This window comes from Streptomyces sp. NPDC029466, assembly GCF_055574515.1.
Genome location: NZ_JBVHZH010000048.1, coordinates 37,360 through 60,515 on the forward strand (window position 1 = coordinate 37,360; position 23,156 = coordinate 60,515).

Here is a 23,156-nt window from a genome sequence, read left to right on the forward strand (position 1 = left end):
CCATGAGGGCCTGGACGGTGGAGGGGTGAGCGGGCCATCAAGCAGGCGGTGCGCTCATGCCGTTGCCGGTACCTCGAAGGTCAGCGTGCCGGACGTCGCGTCCAGCTCGGCGGGGACGCCCAGCGGCACGGTCAGCGCGGAATCGCCGTGTCCGAAGCCGAACTCCTCGACCACCGGCACCCCGAGCCCGGCCAGCCGGTCCACCAGCACCTCCCGCACCTGCGCGTAGGGCCCGCAGCGGGCCCAGGAGCCGAGGACGACTCCGGCGACCCCCTCCAGCCAACCGGCCCGCAGGAGTTGGGTCAGCGCCCGGTCGATGCGGTACGGCGGTTCCCCGACGTCCTCCAGCAGGAGCAGCCCGCCCGCCGCGCTCTGCCGGGCCCGCGGGGTGCCCAGTTCGGCGGCGAGCAGGGCCAGACAGCCGCCGAGGGTGACCCCGTGGGCCCGGCCCGGCACCAGCGGCCGGGCGGACGGCGACGCCAGGGTGCGGACGGTCTCCGCCGCGAACAGCGTGCGCCGCAGATGTTCCCGGGTGGCGTCGTCCTTGAGGAAGACCTCACCCGCGACGGCCGGCCCGTGCAGCGTGGACACCCCGGCACGCACCGCGAACGCCTCGTGCAGCACGGTCACATCGCTGAAGCCGATCAGCGGTTTGGGGGCCGCGGCCCGGAGCGCGTCCCAGTCCAGCAGGTCGACCATCCGCTGGGCGCCGTAGCCACCGCGCGCCGCGAACACCGCCTTCACGGACGGATCGCACCACGCGTCCTGGAGATCGCGGGCCCGCTCCCCGTCGGACGCGGCGAGATGGCCCAGCGTGGGGTGGGTGCCGCGGGCATGGGGCGCGGCGACCGGGTCGAGATCCCAGCCGCGGAGCACATCCAGCCCGCGGTCCAGCCGCTCCGGCACGAGCGGGCCGCTGGGCGCCACCACCGCCACCCGGTCGCCGGACCGCAGCCGCGGGGGCCTGACCAGCCCCGGCCCCGTCATCCGCGCAGCTCCAGCGTCGGGACATCGCCGCGGGTGATGCCGAAGGTCTGGAGGTAGAGGGAGAGTTCGGCCTCCACGGCGCGCACGATGGTCTCCGCACGGCGGAAGCCGTGGCCCTCGCCGGGGAACGACAGATAGGCGTGCCGTATGCCGCGCCCGGCGACCGCCGCGAGGAACCGGTCGCACTGCGTGGGCGGGCAGATCACATCGTCCAGGCCCTGGAGCAGCAGGAACGGCGCGGTGATCCGGTCCGCGCGGTGCAGCGGCGAGCGTTCGCGATAGCGGTCGGGCACCTCGGCGAGCGGTCCCACCAGCGAGTCCAGATACCGCGATTCAAAGTCATGGGTCTCGCCGGTCGCCCAGCCGGTCAGGTCCAGGATCGGATAGCTGATGGTGCCGCAGGCGTAGAGGTCGGTGGTGGTCAGGGAGGCGGCGGCGGTCCAGCCGCCGGCGCTGCCGCCGCGGATGGCGAGCCGGGCGCGATCAGCGGTGCCCTCGTCGGCCAGTGCGCGGGCGACGGCGGCACAGTCCTCGACGTCCACCACTCCCCACTGGCCGCGCAGCCGCTCGCGGTACTCCCGGCCATAGCCCGTCGAGCCGCCGTAGTTGACCTCGGCGACGCCGATGCCTCGGGTGGTGAAATAGGCGATCTCCAGGTCGAGGACCAGCGGTGCCCGGCCGGTGGGGCCTCCGTGCGCCCACACCACGTAGGGCGGCAGCTCACCGTCGGGGGCGCGGTGGTCGGGGTTGTGCGGCGGGTAGATGTGGGCGTGGATGTCCCGCCCGTCGGGGCCGGTGAAGGTCCGGTCGGCCGGCCGTGGGTAGTAGGCCGGGTCCAGGACATCGGTGTGCCGGCAGGCGAGCACCCGGGCGCGTCCGGTGCAGGTGTCCAGCTCGACGATCTCGTACGAGCTGTGCGGGCCGGCGGCGATGCCGACGACGCGGCTGCCGTGCACGGCGAGGCTGGGCGCCCATTCGGTCCACGGCCCCGCGGCGTCGACCAGTTCGCCGCTCACCGGGTCGAGGATGCCCAGGGAGGTGGCGCCCCGGCCGTGGATCACCGCGAGGGTGCCGTTGTCCAGGGGCAGGAACCAGCGCTGGCCGACGGTCCACAGCGGGCCGCCGAACTCCTCCTGCCGGGACGGGCACAGACCGCGGCTCGTCGCGTCGCCGTCGGGGTCGAGGCGCTGGAGCTCCCACCAGCCGCTGACGTCCGAGACGAAGAGCAGTGAGCCGTCGGCCGCCCACTCGATCTGGGCGACGGACTCACCGGCCGCACCGCCGTGCGGCGCGTCCGCACCGAGGTCGCCGGCGAGCGGCCGGATGTCCTCGAACTCGCCCTTCCCGGTGACCCGGGCGACCATCGCCAGGGTGCCCTCCCAGGGCATGCGGGGGTGGTCCCAGGCGAGCCAGGCCACCTTCCGCCCGTCCGGGGAGATCCGCGGACCGGTCACGAAGCGATGCCGGTCGTCACTCAACTCCCTTACGGATGACCGGCGTTCGGCGGCGGAGCCGTCGAGCGGCACGGCCGCGATCACCCGGCGCACATCGGTCGGCCGGTCGCCCGTGAACTCCTCCAGGACGCACCAGACCTCACCGAGCTCGGGGCGCAGCACCGGGTCGGCCCAGCGCAGCCCGTTACCGGTGCCGGAGTGCGGGGTGAGCGGGCGCGGGGCCTCGTCGCTGTCCGGTGCGTAGGCGTACAGCCGCTGGTCGGCGAAGTTGCTGAAGACGACCAGCGGTCCGCGCTCGGTGACGGCACCGGCCCAGGGCTGACCGCCGTACTCCAGCACCCGGCTGCGGACGTTCCAGGGCGCGGGAAGCACCGACTCCTCGGTGCCGTCAGGACGCCGGCGGACCAGCGCCCGCCGGCCGCCCTCGCCGGGCCGCGGCTCCGTCCACCACACTTCGTCGCCGACCACCCCGACGAAGGCCGGCCGGCCGTCGTGCGCGGCGACCATCCGGGCATCTATCGGGGACGTCCAGCCGCCGTACGGAGCCGTGGTCACCATGCTGTCGTTCCTCTCCACCACCGGTCGGGCAACGCGTCGGCCGGTCAGACCGCGCGCAGGAAATGATCGAGCACCCGGACCCCGAAATGCAGCCCCTCGACCGGCACACATTCGTCCACGCCATGGAAGAGCGCCTGGTAGTCGAAGCCCTCGGGCAGCTTCAGCGGGGAGAAGCCATAGCCGGTGATGCCCAGCCGGGAGAACTGCTTGGCGTCGGTGCCGCCGGACATGCAGTACGGCACGACCCGGCCGGCCGGGTCGAAGCGCTCGATCGCGGCCCGCATCGCGGCGAACGTCGGGGAGTCGACCGGGGCCTCCAGCGCGATCTCGCGATGGTCGTACGCCCAGCTCACCCCGGGGCCCGTGAGCTCATCCATGGTCGTACGGAACTCCGCCTCGCCACCGGGGACCACCCGGCCGTCGATATGGGCGACGGCCGTCCCCGGGATCACATTGACCTTGTAACCGGCCGCCAGCATCGTCGGATTGGCGCTGTTGCGCACCGTCGGCTCGACCAGCTCGGCGGCCGTGCCGAGCCTGCTCAGCAGCGCATCGACATCGAAGTCAGGCGCGTCGACATCGGTGTCGATGCCATACAGCGCGGCGAGTTCGCGGAGCGCGGCCCGCACCGTCGGGGTGAGCCGGACCGGCCACTCGTGCGCGCCGATCCGGGCCACGGCCGCGGCGAGACGGCTGACGGCGTTGTCGCGGTTGACCTTCGAGCCGTGCCCGGCCCGCCCCCGGGCGGTCAGCTTCAGCCAGGCCGTCCCGCGCTCCCCCGCCGCGACCGGGTACAGCTGCCTGCCGTCGCCGGGGTGGAAGGTGAAGGCCCCGGACTCGCTGATGCCTTCGGTGCAGCCGTCGAAGAGCCCGGGGTGCCGGTCGGCCAGGAAGCCGGAGCCGTCCTCGGCGCTGGCCTCTTCGTCGGCCGTGAAGGCGAGCACGATGTCCCGCCGCGGCCGCACCCCGCTGCGGGCCCACTGGCGGACCGTGGCGAGCACCATCGCGTCCATGTTCTTCATGTCGATGGCGCCGCGGCCCCAGACCACACCGTCGCGGATCTCCCCGGAGAAGGGATGCACGGTCCAGTCGGCGGGCTCGGCGGGCACCACGTCGAGATGGCCGTGCACCAACAGGGCATCGGCGGTGGGGTCGGTGCCCTCGATGCGGGCGACCACATTCGTCCGGCCCTTGCTGCGCTCCAGCAGCGTGGGTGCCAGTCCGGCCCCGGCCAGCCGCTCGGCGACGTACTCGGCGGCCGGGCGCTCCTGACAGGCACCGTCACCGGCGTTGCTGGTATCGATCCGGATCAGCTCGGAGGTGAACCGCACCACCTCGTCGAGCGCCTGCCGGTCCACGCCGGGGGCCTGCCCGGCCCCGGGCTGCCCGGCGGACTCCACCTCAGCCATATTGCTCCTCCACGGCAGACGACACGACGGTGGTCACCGCCTTGAAGCACCGGATGGCCTCGTACATGTTCTGCCCGGTGTACGTGATGCGGCGCTCCCCGCATCGTTCCACGCCCGGCACGCAGGTCGCCGCGCCCACCAGGTGTTCGGCGTCGAATTCCAGCTCGAAGCGGAACGGCCCGCGCCGGGACGGTTCATGACGCACCGCCAGCGCCGCGCCCTTGTGGGCGGCGGCCCGGATCTCGGCCGCGGTACGGGCCGGCGGCCGGCAGACCGCCGCATAGCGCGACACATAGTCCTTGACCGCCACACCGGGCGCCTGCGGGGCGTACCCGAGGGCGTCCTGACAGGTGCGGTCGTCGCCGGTGACCAGCACCACGGGGACCCCGTACTCGGCCACCACCAGGGAGTTCAGATAGCCCTCGCTCGCGCGGGTGCCGTCGACCCAGACGCCGGTGAGGGTGTTGGCGAGGTAGGTGTGCGCGAGGACGCCTTCGGTGCCCGCGCCCGTGTGGTAGCCGACGAAGGCGATCCCGTCGACGTCTCCGTGCTGCACCCCCTCGACCATGCTGAGCGATTTGTGCCGCCCGGTGAGCATCTGCGCGCGCTCGTCGAGCTGTTCCAGCAGCAGATTGCGCATCGTCCAATGAGCCTCGTTGACCAGCACCTCGTCGGCGCCGCCGTCGAAGAATCCGGCGATCGCCGCGTTCACGTCGGACGTGAACATATGGCGGCAGCGCTCCCACTGGGGCGTGCCCGGCAGCACATCGGCCGGCCAGGTCACGCCCGTGGCGCCCTCCATGTCCGCGGAGATGAGGATCTTCACATGCACCAGTCCCGTCGCAGCTAGGGGGCGGTACGCACGACACCCGACGTCGCCCGGAACCACAGTTTCGGCGATCCCGGACGGCTTGCCCAGCCTAACCAGGGCCTTCGGCCTGACGCCCCGTCCGACGCCTTCCAGGACGGGCCTGTTGTGGCCAACCGCACGTTTTCTTCATCTCAGCACCACGATTCCTTCCAAGCGGAAGCTGGGGGTACGCTCGTCTCCCACCGCATCTCGCACAGTTTCTGCCGCAAAGCGGAAGGACTTCCGACGGAATCCGTAAGGACTTCTGAACGAGTTCTGTCAGCTGCCGACGGCACATGCCAGGTGAGGTACAACAGGCCGGACCAGCTTCCCACGCAAGGAAACAGAGGCAAGAATGGTGAGCGAGGCACTCAATGGCGTCCGTTTACCGCACTGCGGTGACACGCGAGCCGACAGCGAAGGCCAACTCGCGATCTTGACCGAACTGATCGCGCAGTCTCTTTGCGATCGCAACCCAAGCTTCAAGGAAGTCATCGAACGGGGCGGTCACCAGCAGGTGGCCCGGCTGATCGAGGACGTGTTGCGGTCCGGCCGTCCGCTGCCCGAGAAGGTGCGCGCGGTCATGCTGCGCACCGACACCGACATCCATCTGGTGGCGTCCGCGCTGGGCGACTGCCTCGTCAGCGGACCGGACGAACCGCCAGGGCTGCTGATCCCCGCGTCGCTGGCCGACGGCAAGAGCGGCCGGGCCCGACTGAAGGGCGTCCTGCGCCATCGCGCCGCGGTGGTCGGTCATGCGGTGCCGCCGGCGGAGGCCGCCTCCTCGGTACGCGCCGCGACCCGGCTGCTGGATCTGGCGTCCGCGCACGACGGCCCCGAGGCCGGAGTGGTGTTCGTCGACGACCACCTCTCCTCGCTCGTCCTCCTCCAGGACGAGTCGCTGACCCACACCCTGATAGCCCGCCGTCTGCGCCCGCTCGCGGGGCTCACGCCGGAGCGGTGCGAGCGCCTGGAGGCCACCCTGCTCGCCTGGCTCGGCGGCATGGGCGCTCCGGAGGTGGCCAAGGCACTCAGCATCCACCCGCAGACGGTCCGCTACCGGATGCGCCAGCTGGAGAAGCTGTTCGGCGCCCGCCTCCGGGACCCACGGACCCGTTTCGAGATCGAGATGGCGCTCCGCAGCCGCCAGCTGATGGCGGCCACCCGCCGGCGCCGGGCGGCCGCCACCCGGCGACCGCGCGCCGCCCCCAGCCCCCGAAAGGCCCTGCCACGCCGCTAGCGGCATGCCCGGATTCGCCCGTGATTTTGGCGAATCTCACACTCCAGCCCACCCCCCAAATACGGACAAACTACCCATCTCGCCCGGGGTGCCCCCACCCCCGCCACGTATCGTCGCCGTGACCCATGAAGCGGGACACCAGCCGGCCGCACGGCCACGGTGACCCGGCAGCGCCGGTCGCACGAGGCCGGCCGCCCGACGGCGCAGCCTCCGATACACAGCGGGACAGGACACCACCTCCATGCACGGATCACGCATCTCGACCTGCGCGCGCCGCGGGCTGGCCGCGGTCGTGGCTGCCGGATCGCTGCTCACGGTGCTCACCACGGCGACCCCGGCCGCGGCCGGCTCCGCCAGCACGCCGGTGGGCGGCTCCGAGGTCGTGTGCACCTCGCAGCAGCCGGGCCTGGCGCCCGCCCTGTCCCAGGACATCGCCGACGCCCTCCACGGGCGGGAGGGCGCCTCGGCGCTGGCCGTCTACGACCGGCGGACCCGGACCCACTGCGAGTTCCAGGCCGGCGCCCACTTCGACTCGGCGAGTGTGGTGAAGGTCACGGTGCTCGGGGCCCTGCTGCGGCAGGCGGAGGAGGCGCACCGCAAGCTGACCCCGCACGAGGTGCGGCTGACCACCGCCATGATCACCAAGTCGGACAACGACGCGACCACCGCGCTCTGGCGCCGGGTCCGCCCGGCCGGCGTCCAGCACTTCCTGTCCCTGGCCGGTATGCGGCACACCGTCCCCGGCACCCACGGTGCCTGGGGCCTCACCCAGATCACCGCCGCAGACCAGCTCAAGCTGATGGAGCTGCTCACCACGGACAACCGCGTGCTCACCGCCGCCTCCCGCGGCTACGCCCTCGACCTGATGCACCGGGTCGTCCCCGACCAGCGCTGGGGTGTCCCCGCGGGCGCCCCCGGCGGCGCCTCCGTACACGTCAAGAACGGCTGGCTGCCGCGCAAGACCGACGGCTGGCGGGTGAACAGCGTCGGCACCTTCAACGGCGGCGGGAACGACTACGGCATGGCCGTCCTCTCCACCGGCAGCCACACCATGGACGACGGCGTGGCCACCGTCGAGCGCGCCGCCCGGGTCATCCACCGCGATCTGACGCACTGACCTCCGGCCCGGCGGCGGCGTCGGGCGGGTGCCTGCGGACACAGCGAACGGCGCACGCCCGCCCACAGGCGGCGGAAGACCGCTCCGTCATCCCCTGCCCGGGAAGATCCGCTTCCCCGGCAGCGACAGCTGGCCGCAGCCGCGGCGCTCGGCCTGGTCCCGGGCGAACGCGACCAGCAGCGGCCGCAGTTCACGCCCCGCGTGCCGCCGGTCCGGGGCGCTCCTCGCCAGGTAGTGGGCGGACTCGCCGTCGCAGCGGGCGGCGGCGGTGCCGAAGTCCTCGCTCATCGCCTGGCCGCCGTCCGGGAAGTCGCCCGGCAGCGAGACATTGGCGGTGACCAGGGTCTTGAAGGACTCATCCGTCCAGTCTCCGTACCAGCCGCTGAACTCGGCATACGGGAACCCGCTCGTGCCGTCCATCAGCGCGCAGTGGGTGATCGCCGCGTGCGGGTCGGAGTGTGCGACGACCCGCCAGGGCTTACCCGTAGGGGTCTCGGGGAGCCGGGCACGGGCCAGCCAGCCGCAGCCGGCGCCGCCCTTCGCCGGCGGCACGGCCCTGGGACGCAGCACCGCCCGCTGCGGCAGCGGCAGCTTCGGCGCACCACAACCGGCTTGCTCCGAGGCGCCGTTGGCGAGCGAGACCGCGATCCGCAGGGTGGCGGGGGTACCGTGCTTCTCGTCCCACTTGCCGATCACCCGGGTGACCAGCCGCCGTTTGCGGCCGAGTGAGTCCCGCCGCAGATCCGGGCACTCCTGCACGATGTAGTGCCCCAGCTCGCCCTGGAAGCCGGGGATTCCCGCGGGGAAGACGAACCCCGGCGTCGTGGGGATGGCGAACTCGCCGTTGAGCCGGCGGTCCACCGTGTCCGGGTCGGAATCGACGTCCGCCAGCAACGCGAAGTGACTGTCCGGTGTGTCCACCCCGCAGGTCATCCGGCCGTGGGCGAGATCCGCCGCTTCCTTGCCGGCCTTCAGCTGCTCGGCGGGGAGTACGTCCGCCAGATCGCCGGTCGAGAGCAGCCCCGCGCACACCTGCGTCGCGTACCACCACGGCTGCCACAGCGGCTTCGCCGCGTACCCCCCGCCCACGAGCACCACCAGGACCACCGCGAGAACGGCTACCACCCGTCCGCTCGGCGCCCACCGCCGCCACCCCGCTGCCGCCATGACTCCCCCATCCCCCTTGGTTCCGCTGCGGATTCCCCGGGGAACCCGCAGCGGAAGACCCTACGCGCCGCCCGTGCAGGGGCCGTTGGCGGGGCGGGCGGGGCGTCGGCGGGGCGCCCCCGACCGCTTCCGGCCGCGGTCAGCCGCATCCGGCCGCATCCGCCGCCCGACGTGGCGGTACGACTTTGCACTCCCCCGGGTGACCGGCACCCCGAACGGCCCCGTACGGGACGGGACCGGGATATCAACGCCGCATGAGCGAGACCGTGCAGCCGCCGGCCCGGCAGGCGAACCCGCCGACCGCTCACCACCCCCACCGCACTCCGGGAGGAACTCGGTGCCAGGCCGCGTCAAGGCAGACCTCGAAGGCGTACCCGAAACGGCGTTGTGGACGCTCCATCACCGCGCCGCCGAGTCCGCCCGCCCGGACACGGTGCTGCCCGATCCACGCGCCGTACAGCTCGTCACCGAGATCGAATTCCCCTTCCAGGAGCGGCTGGGCGCCGCCCGCCCCTGGCTGGCGCAGGCCCTCGCCCTGCGGTCCCTCGGGTTCGACGGCGTGGTGCGCGCGTTTCTCGCCGACTGTCCGGACGGCACCGTGGTCGCGCTCGGCGAGGGCCTGGAGACCCAGTTCTGGCGGGTGGACAACGGCCGGGCCCAGTGGGTCACCGTCGACCTGGACGACCCGTTGGCCCTGCGGCGGCGCCTGCTGCCCCACGGGGAGCGGCAGCGCCTGGTGGCCTGCGACGCCCGCGACAGCCAATGGATGGCGGGCATCGATCCCTCGCGCGGCGTCCTGGTGACCGCTCAGGGGCTGCTGATGTATCTCCAGCCCGCCCAGGTGACCCGGCTGATCGCCGCCTGCGCCGGTGCGTTCCCCGGCGGCACGATGGTGTTCGACACCGTCTCGCGGCGGTTCAGCGCCCGCACCCGCGCCCACGCGAAGGGGCCGGGCGGCCACCGGCTGCCCCCGATGCCCTGGGGCATGGACGCGGCCGACCGGGACCGGCTGCGCCAGGCCCATCCGGCCATCAGCGAGGTGTCCGAGGTGCCGTTCCCCGCGGGCCGCGGCTTCCTCGGCCGGCTCGCTCCGCGCGCCGCGGCCGTACCCCTGCTCCGCACCGACCGCCCGCTCATCACCCGGCTGCGTTTCGGCACGGCCCCCGTCTCCCTTACGGGTCAGCCCTGACGGTGCTCGTGCACCCCGTCGAGAAAGGCGTGCACCCGTTCCGCGAGCCGCTCCGGGTACTCCCCGTTGAGCGCGTGGGAGGCCTCCGGCCAGATCTCCACGGTGCTGTCGCGCAGCGTGCGGGCGCGGGCCGCGGCCTTCCCGGCGTCATGCACGATGCTCTTCCCGGCGATCAGCGCGAGCACGGGGACGCCGATCGAGCGCAACGCGTCCGCGCCGGGCTGGGCCGGCGCCGGGAAGCTGACCTTGAAGTCCCGCATACCGGAGGCGATCAGCCGGCCCTCGATGTGCTCCGAGGCGTTGTCGATCCCGCCGGAGATCCAGCCCAGCAGCCGGTTGCGCAGCCCCTCCGGCATCCCGGGAAGGACACTGCCCAGCGAGACCACGAGCATCTTCCAGCTCAGCGGCGCGAAGGTGTTCGCCGGATCCAGCGCGATCACCGACGCGATCCGCTCCGGACGGTGCAGCGCGACCTGCACCGCCAGCCAGCCCCCGATCGACACCCCCAGCACATGCGCCCGGGGCAGTGCGAGCCCGGCGAGCATCTCGTCGATCCAGGCCGCCTGATCGGCACCGGACGTCATCGGCGCCGACTGCACGCTGCAGCCCGGCTCCCCGAGCCCGTCGACGGCGTAAACGGGACGTCCGCTCCCCATCAGCCCCGGCAGATTCGTCCGCCACAACGGGGTGCATGACTGCCGTCCCGGCATCAGGACGAGCGGCAGGCCGTCCCCCGAGCCGAACCGGTACACCCGCACCGTCCCGTACGAGGTGTCCACGGTCCGCTGCTCATCCGGCTCGGGCAGACCGTCCATCGCCTCCCGGTACACCGCGGCGAACCGCTCGAACGCCGCCGGGTCACGGAAGGCCCCGATGCCCCGCCGGGCCCATTCAGGTCCGATGCGGGGCTCCGGAAAGCTGATCTCCGTCATACGGCCATCCCATCACGACCGCGCCTGCCGCCGGGCCGCGGGGGGCGTCATCCGCACCTCATCTCCCTTATCGACAAGTTGATCTGACGCGGAATCAGTAGTGCGACTTCGGGCCAACCGTCGCCGTCCGTTCAGTCCTCGTGCCCCAGCTGGAGGTCGCGTTCGGTACGGCCGCCGCCGGCCACCTGGAGGACGGTGGCCACCGGCGGGTATCCGGCGGCGATGACGGTGTACTCACCGGCCGACAGATCCACGAAGCGGAACAGCCCGTCGGGCCCGGTCGTCGCGGTATCGACGACATTCCCGGCGGCGTCCAGCAGGGTGACCCTGGCGTCCTCGACGGGGCGCCCGCCGCCGGCCCGTACGGTCCCGCGCAGCACCGCACCACCGGCGAGCTCGATGTCCTGGCGGGTCTCCCGGGAGGCCTGGACGGTCACCGGCAGCGCGGCGGGGCGGAACGCCGGGGCGCTGGAGGCCAGGGTGTACTCGCCGGCCACCAACTCCCCGATGACATAGCCGCCTTCGCGCCCGCTGCGGGTGGTGGCGACGACCTCGCCACGTACATCGGTGAGGGTGACCATGGCATCGCGTACGGGGGTGCCGTCGGCGGTGGTGACGGTGCCCGCGAGCCGCCCCGCGCCACCGAGCACGACATCCAGCTCGACCGGCCGCTCGCCGACGGTGACGGTGACCGCCTGCGGCTGATGGCCGCCCGCCGCCGCGATCAGCACATAGGAGCCGGCGCCCGGTGTGCTCAGCGCATACCGTCCGTCCTCTCCGGTGGCACCGCGGCCGATCTGCCGGCCGGCGACATCGATGAGGGTGAGCGCGGCGCGCGGCACGATGCTCCCGTCGTGGTGCTGGACGGTGCCACAGACCGGGAGTCCGGCCATGGCGGTGGAGCGTCCGTTGGCGGCGTGTCCGTTGGCGGTGTAGCTGTGCGCGCGGGCATAAGAGGCGCCGGAATTCCGGGAGTTGACGGGGGTCGGGTCCGGGGCGGTACGCGCCTGCGGTACGGCGGCGGGGTCGGCCGGGTCGCCGTACGACACCTGCGGGGACGGAGTGGCCTGCGGAGCATGAGGGGCGTGGGACACCAGGGGTTTCTCTTTCAGGAAGAAGGCGAGCACGAGGCCCAGGACGAGCACCGGCACGAGGTAGACGAAGATCCTTGGCATGGCGTCCGCGTACGCGGCGAGCGAGCTGTCACGCAGCGAGGCGGGCAGCGCACGCACCAGTTGCGGGGTGATCGACTCAGGAGCGGGCAGCCGCACCGACGCCGGCCGGTCGTCGAGCCGACGGGCCAGCCGGTCGGCGAGCAGGGTGCCGAAGAGCGCCGCGCCGACGCTGCCGCCGATCCGCCGGAAGCAGTGGTGGGCGCCGGTCGCGGTGCCGAGGCCGGGGGCGCGTACGGAGTCCCGTACGGAGTTCCGTACGGCGAGCACCAGCACCGGCAGGACGCAGCCGATACCGAGGCCGAGCAGGCCCGTCCAGAGGCTGAAGTCCTCCGCCGCGGTGTGCTGCGGCATCCGCGACAGCAGCCACATCCCCATCACGACCAGCGCGCACCCCAGGACCGGGAAGACCCTGTAGTGGCCGGTGCGGCTGATGAGTTGGCCGGAGAAGAGGGAAGCGATCACGATGCCGCCCATCAGCGGCAGCATCAGCAGCCCGGACTCGGTCGCCGTGGCGCCGTCGACCATCTGAAGGAAGGTCGGCAGCCAGCTGACGGCGCCGAAGAGCGCGATGCCGACGGCGGTACCGATCAGACCGGGGACAGGGAAGACCGCGCCGCGGAACCGCCGCAGCGGGATCAGCGGTTCGGCGGCGAAGTACTCGGCCGCCAGGAACAGCAGGGCGGTGCCGAGCGCACCGGCACCGAGGCCGAGGACGACCCGCGAGTCCCAGGCGTAGGTGGTACCGCCCCAACTGGCCAGCAGGAACAGGAAGGTGGAGAACGCGGCGAGCAGCAGCGCCCCGGCGATGTCCGGCCGACCGCGCCGCGCGGGCCGGGGCAGCTTGCGCACACAGGCGATGACCAGGAACGTCAGCGCGCCGAACGGGATATTGAGGGAGAAGCACCAGCGCCAGGAGGCATGGTCGGTGCAGAAGCCGCCGATCAGCGGCCCGGCGGCGGAGGCCAGACCGTAGGCGGCACCGATCAGGCCCATGAAGCGGCCGCGGGCCCGTGGCGGTACGACGTCGGCGACGAGCGCCTGGACGCTGATGATCAATCCGCCGCCGCCCAGGCCCTGGACGGCCCGGAAGGCGATCAGTTCGTCCATGGTCCGTGACCAGCCGGCCAGCGCCGAGCCGGCCGTGAAGACGAGGAGGGCGAAGAGGAAGACGGGCTTCCGGCCGAAGCGGTCGCCGAGCTTGCCGTGGAGCGGCAGTCCGATGGCCGAGGCGAGCAGGTAGGAGGTCACCACCCAGGGCATCGCGCCCGGACCGTCCAGCTCGCTGACGATCTTCGGGAGCGCGGCGGCGACGACGGTCTGGGCGAGGGCCGCGAGCAGCAGCGCCGGCATCAGGGCGGCGATGACCAGACAGCTGCGGCGGGGACTGACCGGCAGCGGCGTACCGGGGCCGGGCTCCACGGACTCGGCGCTCGTGGCCGGAGCCGGAGCCGGAGCCGGGCCCGGCACCGGTGCCAACTTCGAAGCCGGAACCGGAGGCGAAGCCGGAACCGGAGCTGGATACGAAGCCGGAGCCGGAGCCATATTCGGGGCCGCATTCGAGGCCGTCTGCCGAGCCGGCCCCGGTGCCGGTCCCGCTGCCGCACCGGATGCGGGCGGATCGGTTCGCTCGACCCGCTCACCCAGGGTGGTCCCGCCCACGTGCTGCTCCCCTCGTCACGCCTGTTGCCGTCCAAGTTCTCGCATTGGGCGACAACACGGTTCAAGCGCGGCAAAGGGGTGCGGGCAGGGCGGGACCGGACGTCAAGTACGTTGCCTGGGACGCCTATTGGGCTCCCATCAGGGCTTTCCGTACCGAAGCGCTCCGGCGGGCCGCACACTTCGTTTCACCGGAAACCACCCGAACCGGTGAGTGTGACGGCATGCATGCCGGGTGACGGAAGTGACTGCCGCTCACTTCTCCACGTGGGACGCGAGGTTGGCCAGCAGGGCGTCGTAGATCCGGCCGAGCCCCTTGGGGGCGAAGGTCCGCTCGAAGAAGCCGCCGATACCGCCGGCGCCCTGCCAGGTGGTGGTGACGACGACCTTGGCGCGCCCTTCACCGGCCGGGGTGACGACCCAGGTGGTCACCATCGAGGAGTTGCGGTCCTTCTCCACGAGCTGACCGTCGGTCGGCTCGTCGACCTCCAGCAGGCAGTCACGCACCCGCTTGCTCGTGGCCTGGAGCTTCCAGTGGACGAGGGTGCCCTTGCCGTCGCCGCCCTCGCGAACCTCGTACTCGCTGAAGTGCTCGGGCAGCAGCTGCCGGCGCGTGCCGTTGTAGTCGGCGAGCGCGTCGAACACGTCCTCCGGGTCCGCCGCGATCTCGCGCTGCGTGATGGCCTCGACCTGCCCCATGTGTGTCTTCCTCCAGTACTCGGCTGCCGGTCCTGCGATGCGCCGCCAAGCCAACCACCCCGCGGCGACGTGCCCAAATTCAGGGCCGCCGAGCCGCAAGGGAACATGTGTTCTATTATGGCGAACGGGGGCTCGGCAGGATCCAGAAGGAGGCCCGATGCGCTGGGACAATCTCGGCGAAAGCCCGTCCGCGCTGTTCGGCACGGAGGTCGTCAGCCGGACGATCGACAGCCCCGACTTCCGCGGCATCACCTTCCACGAGGTGCGCGCCCGCTCGATCGTGAACCGGGTCCCGGGCGCCTCCCGGATGCCGTTCGAATGGACCGTGAACCCCTACCGCGGCTGTAGCCATGCCTGCGTCTACTGCTTCGCCCGCAAGACGCACAGCTACCTCGACCTGGACACCGGGCAGGGCTTCGACTCGCAGATCGTGGTGAAGGTCAACGCCCCCGAGCTGCTGCGCCGCGAGCTGGCCGGGCGCCGCTGGCGCGGTGACCACATCGCGATGGGCACCAACGTCGACTGCTATCAGCGCGCCGAGGGCCGCTACCGCCTGATGCCCGGCATCATCGAGGCGCTGCGCGATTACGCCAACCCGTTCTCGATCCTCACCAAGGGCACGCTCATCCTGCGCGATCTGCCCCTGCTTCGGCAGGCCGCCGAGGTCACCGACGTCGGCATCTCGGTCTCCGTCGGCTTCCTGGACCGCGAGCTGTGGCGCACGGTCGAGCCCGGTACGCCCGCCCCGGACCGCCGGCTGGACGTGGTGCGCACGCTCACCGCGCACGGCATCCCGTGCGGGGTGCTGATGGCGCCGGTGATCCCGTTCCTCGGGGACGCACCGGACCAGCTGCGGGCCACGGTCCGGGCCATCGCGGAGGCCGGCGCCGGGTCCGTCACCCCGCTGGTGCTGCATCTGCGGCCCGGCGCCCGTGAGTGGTTCATGGCGTGGCTGGGGCAGCACCACCCGCATCTGGTGCGGCGTTACACCACGATGTACGCGGACGGCGCCTACGCCCCCAAGTGGTACCAGCGCCGGATCACCCGCCAGGTCCATGAACTCGCCGCGGAGTACGGCATCGGGCCCGCCCGGCCCGGCGAGGCCCGCCGGATCCCGCCGCCGGACGCCGCTCCCGAACCGGCCGGCAGCCCCGGCGACGAGGCCCACCACTCCGCGGAACCCACCCAGTTGACCCTGATATGACCCTGCCCGAGCCCTCAGACGGGGGCGACCGGCACCGACTCCAGGGCCCGCGCCAACCGGTCGCGGACCGCGGTCTGGGCGGCGATCCGCTCCTCGATGACGGCGAGCCGTGCACGGGCGATGCGCAGCCCCTCGGGTGAGGGCGCCGCGGTGGTCATATCGCCGTCCAGGCAGGGCGAGAAGCAGTGGACATCGGCGAGCGTCAGCCCGGCCGCCAGGAGCCGGAGGATGCGGACCCGTACGGCCGCGCGCTCGTCGTAGACGCGGTAGCCCGCACGGCCCGGAGTTCCTTGCCTGTTCCATGCCGCGAGTCTCGAACCCTGCCCCCTGGGACAAGGTCAAGCGGCACCCTGCCCCACCCCGCGCCGTCCCCCGCGGAATTCCCCTTGGGACCCCCTGGGGCCAGGCCCTAACCTCTCCGGCATGGACCGGACCGAGAGGACTTCCGAACGCGCCCCCACACAGCCGCTGCCCCCCGTACGGATACGGGAGATGACCGAAGCCGATATCGAAGCGGTCTCCGCGGTGCGGGTCCACGGCTGGCAGACGGCCTACCGCGGGCTGATGCCCCAGGCCTATCTGGACGCGATGAGCGTGACGGCGGATGCCGAACGGCGGCGCTCGTGGTTCGCGCGCCGGTCACCGGAGGTCTCGGACCTGGTGGCCGAGCGGAACGGCGAGGTCGTCGGCTGGGCGTGCGTCGGCCCGGCCCGCGACCCCGATATCGCCCCAGGAGCCGCGGAGTTGCCCGCCCCCCGCCCGACCGCGGGCGAACTGCTCGCCCTCTACGTCGCCCCCACCTTGATCGGCACCGGCATCGGCCGCACCTTGCTGACCGCCGGCACCACCCGCGCACGGGCCCACGGCTTCCACACGCTGTACCTGTGGGTCGTACGCGGCAACACCCGCGCCCAGCGCTTCTACGAACGCGCCGGTTTCACCCCGGACGGCGCCGAGGAGACCCACGACGTGGGCGGCAGCAGCGTCCCGGAACTGCGCTATCGGCGGTCGCTGGGCAGGGCGGGCGGTTAGGGCCTGCCCTGCCGTGTGATCCAGCGGCGGCTGAGCGCTTGTGTCTGCTACCGCGAGCCTGCCGACCCCCAGAGGATGCTGGGCTTCCTGCCCGCCCCCAGTTGAGGAACGTGTGCGGGGGGGCACGCCACAAGGCCGGTGGACGTCCGGAGGGCCGAGGGGGCGCCGTCCGTGAGCAGGGCGGGCCTGAGCCGCCCTAGTGCACGCAGAACTCGTTGCCCTCCGGGTCCGTCATGATCACCCACTCGCCGCCCGGTTCCTGGATGTGGCGCTCCACCCGGGCGCCGAGGGCGCGGAGGCGTTCGACCTCGGTGTCCCGTTCGCCCGTGGGGCCGTGCAGGTCGATGTGCAGGCGGTTCTTGGCCGTCTTCTGCTCCTGGCGCGGGACGCGGTTGAAGAGCAGTCGGCGTCCCAGGCCCGTGCCGCTCTCCGCGTCGTACGGGTCGTCGGGGTGGCGTACGGCCGCCGCGTCCCGCCAGGCGCGCCGGTCGTGGTGGTCGAGGAGGATCTCGGGCGGGATGGCGCCGAGGTCGAGGAGTTTGGCGATGAGGGTGCTGTGGTCCTCGACCTCGTAGTGGAGGGCGGCCGCCCAGAAGTCGGCCTGGGCGTGCGGGTCGTGGGCGTCGACGACGAGCTTCCAGTGCAGGGGGGTTGCGGTCATGGTCACCACTTATAGACCCCGGCACTGACAATCGGGGGCCGGCGCGGCTCGGCGTCCTTGTGTCGCGGGACGGGCCGACCGGCTCACCTGGCACCCGCCGACGCCCGCCCGGCGCCTACGTCCCGTCCGCCGAGGCCCCCTCCACCTCGCCACCGCCTGAGGCTGCGCGCTCCGACGCCGCCTCCTCCCCCGTCGGCGCTTGCTCATGCACCCCCAGCCGCGCCAGGGACGCCGCCGCGGCGGCCGCCAGGCGGGGGTGGGTGACGGCGGCGGTGAGGGCGGGCACGGCGCGGCGGTCGCCGAGGGCGCCGAGGCCCTCTACGCAGGCGAGTGCCACCCGCCAGTAGGGGTTGTGCGGGGTCAGCAGTCGCTCCAGGGTCGCGATCAGCGCGGGGACGGACTGCGGGGCGCGGAGTTCGGCGAGCAGCCGGACCGGGTGGAGCGCGTAGGCGGTGCGCAGCGGGTTGGTGGCGAGCGCGGCCGCGGCTCGGGCGGTGCGGGGGTCGCCGAGCCGGCCCAGCGCATGCGCGGCGGTGGCGCAGCGCACCGGTTCGCGGTAGTTCAGTAACAGCACGAGCGTCTCGAAGGCCCGCTTGTCACCGGCGCAGCCGAGGACGAAGGCGGCGATCTCCCGGGCCCACAGCGGACGTTCGACGGCGACCAGCATCCGGGCCAGTTCCTCGCGTCCGGCCGGGGTGTTCTTGCGGGCCAGCCCGAGCAACCGCTCGTAGGCGACCAGATCCTGTGGGGAGCGGAGTTCGGCCCGCACCCGGTCGGTCAACTCGTGGAATTCCTCTTCCATTTGCCGTTCCCCTCCCGCCGGGCCGCCCCGGTTCCCGCGACGTGGCCTGTGCCACAGCCTAGTGACCCCTGCTACCCCTGGCGCTCTGGTTACTCACCGGTTAACCTGCTGGAACGAGCAGCACCACTGCTCGGGCGGCCTGGTGACGCAGCCGCCACAGAGTGAAGTCGGTTCGGCACAGCACGACACAGTACGGAGCACACGGCAAGGCCCCGGGACAGGGCTCTCGCCGCGTCTCCCGCACCGCAGGCGCTGCCATGGCGCTGCGGCTCCTCGCGGCTCTCTGCCGCTGTTCTGCCGCGGCGATCGCAGGCCCCGCGCCCGCGGATACCCCTCAGTCGTCACTTCTCCCCTGCCCTCAGGGGAACACCCTCAGGAGTCTCGCGATGGGCCCTCAGTCCACCCCTGATCTCTCAACTCAAGCCTCTTCGCCGTCCCTTTCCACCGTCGCCATCGTCGGTCTGGGCACCATGGGCACCGGCATCGCCGAGGTGCTGACCCGGGCCGGCCGCGAGGTCATCGGTATCGACACCGACGAGACCGCGGCCCGCCGCGCCGTCTCCGCCCTCGAAGCCGCGACCGCCCGCGCCGTGCAGCGCGAGCGGCTCACGGAGCGCGAGCGCCAGGACGCCCTGGCCCGGTTCCGCACCTTCTCCGACCTCCAGGCCGCCGCGGACGCCGATCTCGTCATCGAGGTGGTCCCCGAGGACTACGAGCTCAAGCGACAGGTCTTCGCCGAGCTGGACGCGGTGGTCCGGCCGGACACCATCCTGGCCACCGGCACCAACGCACTGTCCGTGACCCGGCTGGCCGCGGATTCGCAGCGCCCCGAGCGGGTGCTCGGTGTGCACTTCTTCAACCCGGCGCCGGCCATGAAGCTGGTCGAGGTGGTCTCCTCGGTGCTCACCGCGCCGACCGCGGTCACGGCCGTCACAGAGCTCGCCCATGACCTGGGCAAGGACCCGATCGCGGTGGGTGACCGCCCCGGCTTCGTCGCGGACGGCCTGCTGTTCGGCTATCTGAACCAGGCCGCGGCGATGTACGAGTCCAAGTACGCCACCCGCGAGGACATCGACGCCGCCATGAAGCTCGGCTGCGGTCTGCCGATGGGCCCGCTGGCGCTGCTCGACCTGATCGGGGTGGACACCGCCCGTACGGTCCTGGAGGCGATGTACGCCGAGTCCCAGGACCGGCTGCACGCCCCCGCGCCGATCCTGGGCCAGCTGGCCGAGGCGGGGCTGACCGGCCGCAAGGCGGGCCGCGGCTTCTACACGTACGAGGCGCCGGGCAGCACCACGGTCGTGCCGGACGCGGAGAGCCCGGCGGCCGCCGACGAGCTCGCCGGCGGGCGCACGGTCTCCGGCGTCGGCGTGGCCGGCTCCGGGACGATGGCGAGCGGTATCGCCGAGGTCTTCGCCAAGGCGGGCTACAAGGTCGTGCTGGCGGCCCGCAGCCTGGAGAAGGCCGAGAAGGCGAAGGCCCGGATCGCCAAGTCGCTGGGCCGCTCGGTGGACAAGGGCCGGATGACCGCCGAGGCCCGGGACGCCGCGCTGGCGGCGGTGACCCCGGCCGGGTCGCTCGACGCGTTCGCCGACGTGGACCTCGCGGTCGAGGCGGTGGCCGAGGATCTGGCGGTCAAGCAAGAGCTGTTCAGGACCCTGGACAAGGTCTGCAAGCCGGGCGCCGTCCTGGCCACCACCACCTCGTCGCTGCCGGTCGTGGCCTGCGCCCGCGCCACCTCGCGCCCGCAGGACGTCATCGGGATGCACTTCTTCAACCCGGCACCGGCCATGAAGCTGGTCGAGGTGGTCCGTACGGTCCTGACGGCCGACGATGTCCACGCCACCGTGCGGGCGGTCTGCGCCAAGGTCCGCAAGCACCCCGTGGACTGCGGCGACCGGGCCGGATTCATCGTGAACGCGCTGCTGTTCCCGTACTTGAACAACGCGATCAAGATGGTCGAGGAGCACTACGCGACCCTGGACGACATCGACGCCGCCATGAAGCTCGGCGGCGGCTACCCGATGGGCCCGTTCGAACTCCTCGACGTGGTCGGCCTGGACGTGTCCCTGGCCATCGAGAAGGTGCTGCACGCCGAGTTCCGCGACCCGGGGCTGGCCCCGTCGCCGCTGCTGGAGCACCTCGTCGCCGCCGGCTGCCTCGGCCGCAAGACCGGCCGCGGCTTCCGTGAGTACGCCCGGCGCTGACGCGTGGCGGCGCCCCCGCCCGGCGGGGGGAGGATGGGGTGGACTGCTGGAACCCGACGGCGGTCCACCCCCGCTCACCGGGGCGGAGGTGGCACCTCATGCCGCAGGTCGCGTAAATATGCAGTACCGTCCCCACATGTCCCAGCCCGCTCGTACGCAGCCCTCCGACCCCGACGCCGCCACCCCCGGTACCCGCCGAGCGGCCGCGCAACGGCTCAAAATGCGCCGTGAATTGTCGGCTGCGGCGATGGAGCTGTTCGCGACCAAGGGCTACGAGGCGACGACGGTCGATGAGATCGCGGCCGCTGCGGGCGTCGCCCGGCGCACCTTCTTCCGCCACTTCCGCTCCAAGGAAGAGGCGATCTTCCCCGACCACGACGACACCCTCGTCCGCGCGGAGGCCGTCCTGGACGCCGCCCCGCCGCACGAGAACCCGCTCGACACGGTCTGCCGCGGCATCAAGGAGGTCATGCGGATGTACGCGGCCTCCCCGGCCGTGTCGGTGGCCCGCTACCGCCTGACCCGTGAGGTCCCCACGCTGCGCGAGGCCGAGATCGCCTCGGTGGCCCGCTACGAGCGGCTGTTCACCCGCTATCTGCTGGGCCACTTCGACGAGGGCGCACACCGCGAGGGCGACGACGATCCGCTGCTCGCCGAGGTCGCGGCCTCCGCCGTGGTCACCGCGCACAACCATGTGCTGCGGCGCTGGCTGCGGGCCGACGCCCAGGGCGATGTCGAGGCCCAGCTCGACCATGCCTTCGAGATCGTCCGGGAGACCTTCGGCGCCGGAATCGGCGCGGGCCGCCCCGGCGGCGAGGAGGCCCCGCCGGCGTCCGTCTCCCGGGAGGGTGAGGTGCTGGTCGCGGTGGCCCGTACGGACGCGCCGCTGGACGAGGTCATGCGCACCATCCGCAAGGCCATCAAAGAGCGGAAGTAACGGCCTTCGGGCCGGATCAGGGCAGAGCGCGGCCCGGCGCCCTTGGGCAGACCGGGCCGCGACCTGAATGGCGTAACCCCCGCTTCGCGCACTCTCCGCACATACCTGCTCTCTTTGCGTTACCTCCAGGCCTCCCATCGGCCTTCTTTTGCTCATGCGTGCCGACCAGATGACATCTGAGAGAAATTCTTGGCACTCAGTGTCTTGTCGACTGGCACGCGGTGTCATACGTTGAGGGTGTCCGGGCGGCCGGCGTGCTGCGAACCCACGCACGCCGGCTGTCCCACCAGCCCTATGTGGCTGTCCGCCCGGATGCCTGCGTCACAGGCACTTCCCAGCTGCCGCTGGGCACCGCGCTCACCCAGCGCTGCCAGGCACCGCGGCCGATGGCTCTGCGACCCCCGCAGAGGCGACGGCAACGGGCCACCCCGGCCGAACCGACGGCACCACCTCCCGCACCACCCCGACGTTCCCTCAAGCCGTTTCCCCGACGCGCTTCGCCGGAGGCACCCCGTGAACGAAATCCTGGACGCAATCCTCGCGCCTGACACCACCAGCGCCGACTTCGCCGGCCTGACCATCCCCGAGTCCTACCGCGCGGTGACCGTGCACAAGGACGAGGCCGAGATGTTCGCCGGCCTCGAAAGCAAGGTGAAGGACCCCCGCAAGTCACTGCACGTCGATGAGGTGCCGGTGCCCGAGCTGGGCCCGGGCGAGGCGCTGGTGGCCGTGATGGCCTCCTCCGTGAACTACAACTCCGTGTGGACCTCGATCTTCGAGCCCGTGTCGACGTTCGGATTCCTGGAGCGCTACGGCAAGCTGTCCGACCTGACCAAGCGGCATGACCTGCCGTACCACGTCATCGGCTCCGACCTCGCGGGTGTGGTCCTGCGCACCGGCCCCGGTGTCAACGCCTGGGGCCCCGGTGACGAGGTCGTCGCGCACTGCCTCTCCGTCGAGCTGGAGTCCTCCGACGGCCACAACGACACCATGCTCGACCCCGAGCAGCGGATCTGGGGCTTCGAGACCAACTTCGGCGGCCTGGCCGAGATCGCGCTGGTCAAGTCGAACCAGCTGATGCCCAAGCCGAAGCACCTGAGCTGGGAGGAGGCGGCGTCGCCCGGTCTGGTCAACTCCACCGCCTACCGCCAGCTCGTCTCGCAGAACGGCGCGGCGATGAAGCAGGGCGACAACGTCCTGATCTGGGGCGCGAGCGGCGGACTCGGCTCGTACGCCACCCAGTTCGCGCTGGCCGGCGGTGCCAACCCGATCTGTGTGGTCTCCTCCGACCAGAAGGCGGAGATCTGCCGGAAGATGGGCGCCGAGGCGATCATCAACCGCAACGCCGAGGGCTACAAGTTCTGGAAGGACGAGCAGACCCAGGACCCCAAGGAGTGGAAGCGCTTCGGCAAGCGCATCCGCGAACTCACCGGCGGTGAGGACATCGACATCGTCTTCGAGCACCCCGGCCGCGAGACCTTCGGCGCGAGCATCTACGTCACCCGCAAGGGCGGCACCATCACCACCTGCGCCTCGACCTCGGGCTACATGCACGAGTACGACAACCGCTACCTGTGGATGTCGCTGAAGCGGATCGTCGGCTCGCACTTCGCCAACTACCGCGAGGCGTGGGAGGCCAACCGCCTCATCGCCAAGGGCAAGATCCACCCGACCCTGTCGAAGACGTACACCCTCGAAGAGACCGGGCAGGCGGCGTACGACGTGCACCGCAACCTCCACCAGGGCAAGGTCGGCGTGCTGGCACTGGCCCCCGAGGAGGGGATGGGCGTGCGTGACGAAGAAATGCGCGCCAAGCACCTCGACGCCATCAACCGGTTCCGGAACGTCTGAGGCAACTCGGACTGCGGACCACGAAGATA

Annotated in this window: 18 protein-coding genes and 1 pseudogene; 8 read left to right on the forward strand and 11 right to left on the reverse strand. The window is 72.1% G+C overall.

The features are described from left to right. Positions 1-54 precede the first annotated feature (54 nt). From ACZ4XD_RS30280 to ACZ4XD_RS30295, 4 genes are read right to left on the reverse strand one after another with little or no spacing between them, the layout of a single operon-like run. Positions 55-987 (reverse strand): S66 peptidase family protein, encoded by a 933-nt coding sequence (locus ACZ4XD_RS30280; RefSeq protein WP_468047260.1) that lies wholly within the window; start codon positions 985-987, stop codon positions 55-57. Next, positions 984-2,999 carry a prolyl oligopeptidase family serine peptidase gene (locus ACZ4XD_RS30285; protein WP_468047262.1) on the reverse strand — a complete coding sequence of 672 codons (2,016 nt, stop codon included), beginning with the start codon at positions 2,997-2,999 and terminating at the stop codon, positions 984-986. The genes ACZ4XD_RS30280 and ACZ4XD_RS30285 overlap by 4 nt, the downstream gene beginning before the upstream one ends. 44 nt (positions 3,000-3,043) lie before the next feature. Further along, a complete protein-coding gene (locus ACZ4XD_RS30290; RefSeq protein WP_468047264.1) occupies positions 3,044-4,408 on the reverse strand; it encodes a M20/M25/M40 family metallo-hydrolase in 1,365 nt (454 codons plus the stop codon). Continuing rightward, the gene (locus tag ACZ4XD_RS30295; RefSeq protein ID WP_468047266.1) at positions 4,401-5,234 is read right to left on the reverse strand and encodes a M55 family metallopeptidase; all 834 of its coding nucleotides are present in this window, start codon (positions 5,232-5,234) and stop codon (positions 4,401-4,403) included. Before ACZ4XD_RS30295 ends, ACZ4XD_RS30290 begins: the two co-directional genes overlap by 8 nt. Positions 5,235-5,694: 460 nt before the next feature. Here ACZ4XD_RS30295 and ACZ4XD_RS30300 point away from each other — a divergent pair, with 460 nt between their 5' ends. Together ACZ4XD_RS30300 and ACZ4XD_RS30305 are read left to right on the forward strand one after the other, a co-directional pair. Next, positions 5,695-6,498: a PucR family transcriptional regulator gene (locus ACZ4XD_RS30300; RefSeq protein WP_468047268.1), complete on the forward strand. Its 804-nt coding sequence runs from the start codon at positions 5,695-5,697 to the stop codon at positions 6,496-6,498. 241 nt (positions 6,499-6,739) lie between these two features. Continuing rightward, complete coding sequence (locus ACZ4XD_RS30305) at positions 6,740-7,615, forward strand: serine hydrolase (RefSeq protein WP_468047270.1); 876 nt, start codon at positions 6,740-6,742, stop codon at positions 7,613-7,615. 87 nt (positions 7,616-7,702) lie between these two features. Here the strand turns inward: ACZ4XD_RS30305 and ACZ4XD_RS30310 are convergent, their stop codons facing one another. Beyond that, positions 7,703-8,782, reverse strand: coding sequence for a hypothetical protein (locus ACZ4XD_RS30310; protein ID WP_468047272.1), 1,080 nt, complete (start codon positions 8,780-8,782; stop codon positions 7,703-7,705). A 337-nt stretch (positions 8,783-9,119) separates the two neighbouring features. Between ACZ4XD_RS30310 and ACZ4XD_RS30315 the strand changes: the two genes are divergently transcribed. Beyond that, complete coding sequence (locus tag ACZ4XD_RS30315) at positions 9,120-9,971, forward strand: class I SAM-dependent methyltransferase (RefSeq protein WP_468047274.1); 852 nt, start codon at positions 9,120-9,122, stop codon at positions 9,969-9,971. Here ACZ4XD_RS30315 and ACZ4XD_RS30320 read toward each other — a convergent pair. The 3 genes from ACZ4XD_RS30320 to ACZ4XD_RS30330 all read right to left on the reverse strand — a co-directional run bounded on the left by ACZ4XD_RS30320 (position 9,962) and on the right by ACZ4XD_RS30330 (position 14,433). Beyond that, positions 9,962-10,903: an alpha/beta fold hydrolase gene (locus ACZ4XD_RS30320; protein WP_468047275.1), complete on the reverse strand. Its 942-nt coding sequence runs from the start codon at positions 10,901-10,903 to the stop codon at positions 9,962-9,964. The two genes, ACZ4XD_RS30315 and ACZ4XD_RS30320, sit on opposite strands and share 10 nt — an antisense overlap. Positions 10,904-11,034: 131 nt before the next feature. Further along, the gene (locus ACZ4XD_RS30325; RefSeq protein ID WP_468047277.1) at positions 11,035-13,737 is read right to left on the reverse strand and encodes an MFS transporter; all 2,703 of its coding nucleotides are present in this window, start codon (positions 13,735-13,737) and stop codon (positions 11,035-11,037) included. Positions 13,738-13,989: 252 nt separating this feature from the next. Then, positions 13,990-14,433, reverse strand: a complete 444-nt coding sequence (locus ACZ4XD_RS30330) for an SRPBCC family protein (RefSeq protein WP_468047279.1) — start codon at positions 14,431-14,433, stop codon at positions 13,990-13,992. Between the two features lie 157 nt (positions 14,434-14,590). Here ACZ4XD_RS30330 and ACZ4XD_RS30335 point away from each other — a divergent pair, with 157 nt between their 5' ends. Then, on the forward strand, positions 14,591-15,637 hold the full coding sequence (locus ACZ4XD_RS30335) for an Rv2578c family radical SAM protein (RefSeq protein WP_468047281.1): 1,047 nt from the start codon (positions 14,591-14,593) through the stop codon (positions 15,635-15,637). Positions 15,638-15,651: 14 nt separating this feature from the next. Here the strand turns inward: ACZ4XD_RS30335 and ACZ4XD_RS30340 are convergent. Continuing rightward, positions 15,652-15,909: pseudogene (locus ACZ4XD_RS30340) on the reverse strand (MerR family DNA-binding protein); the annotation flags it as partial. 220 nt (positions 15,910-16,129) lie between these two features. Between ACZ4XD_RS30340 and ACZ4XD_RS30345 the strand changes: the two are divergent. Further along, complete coding sequence (locus ACZ4XD_RS30345; RefSeq protein WP_468047305.1) at positions 16,130-16,669, forward strand: GNAT family N-acetyltransferase; 540 nt, start codon at positions 16,130-16,132, stop codon at positions 16,667-16,669. Between the two features lie 196 nt (positions 16,670-16,865). On the opposite strand, the gene ACZ4XD_RS30350 is transcribed toward ACZ4XD_RS30345, so the two are convergent. Together ACZ4XD_RS30350 and ACZ4XD_RS30355 are read right to left on the reverse strand one after the other, a co-directional pair. Next, positions 16,866-17,330: a VOC family protein gene (locus ACZ4XD_RS30350; protein ID WP_468047283.1), complete on the reverse strand. Its 465-nt coding sequence runs from the start codon at positions 17,328-17,330 to the stop codon at positions 16,866-16,868. Between the two features lie 115 nt (positions 17,331-17,445). Then, positions 17,446-18,132 carry a HEAT repeat domain-containing protein gene (locus ACZ4XD_RS30355; RefSeq protein WP_468047285.1) on the reverse strand — a complete coding sequence of 229 codons (687 nt, stop codon included), beginning with the start codon at positions 18,130-18,132 and terminating at the stop codon, positions 17,446-17,448. A gap of 386 nt (positions 18,133-18,518) precedes the next feature. Between ACZ4XD_RS30355 and ACZ4XD_RS30360 the strand changes: the two genes are divergently transcribed. From ACZ4XD_RS30360 to ccrA, 3 genes are all read left to right on the forward strand, one after another. After that, positions 18,519-20,339, forward strand: coding sequence for a 3-hydroxyacyl-CoA dehydrogenase family protein (locus ACZ4XD_RS30360; protein ID WP_468047287.1), 1,821 nt, complete (start codon positions 18,519-18,521; stop codon positions 20,337-20,339). Positions 20,340-20,475: 136 nt separating this feature from the next. Next, the gene (locus ACZ4XD_RS30365; RefSeq protein WP_468047289.1) at positions 20,476-21,276 is read left to right on the forward strand and encodes a TetR family transcriptional regulator; all 801 of its coding nucleotides are present in this window, start codon (positions 20,476-20,478) and stop codon (positions 21,274-21,276) included. Between the two features lie 513 nt (positions 21,277-21,789). Then, a complete protein-coding gene (gene ccrA / locus ACZ4XD_RS30370; RefSeq protein ID WP_468047291.1) occupies positions 21,790-23,127 on the forward strand; it encodes a crotonyl-CoA carboxylase/reductase in 1,338 nt (445 codons plus the stop codon). The last annotated feature ends 29 nt before the right edge of the window (positions 23,128-23,156 follow it).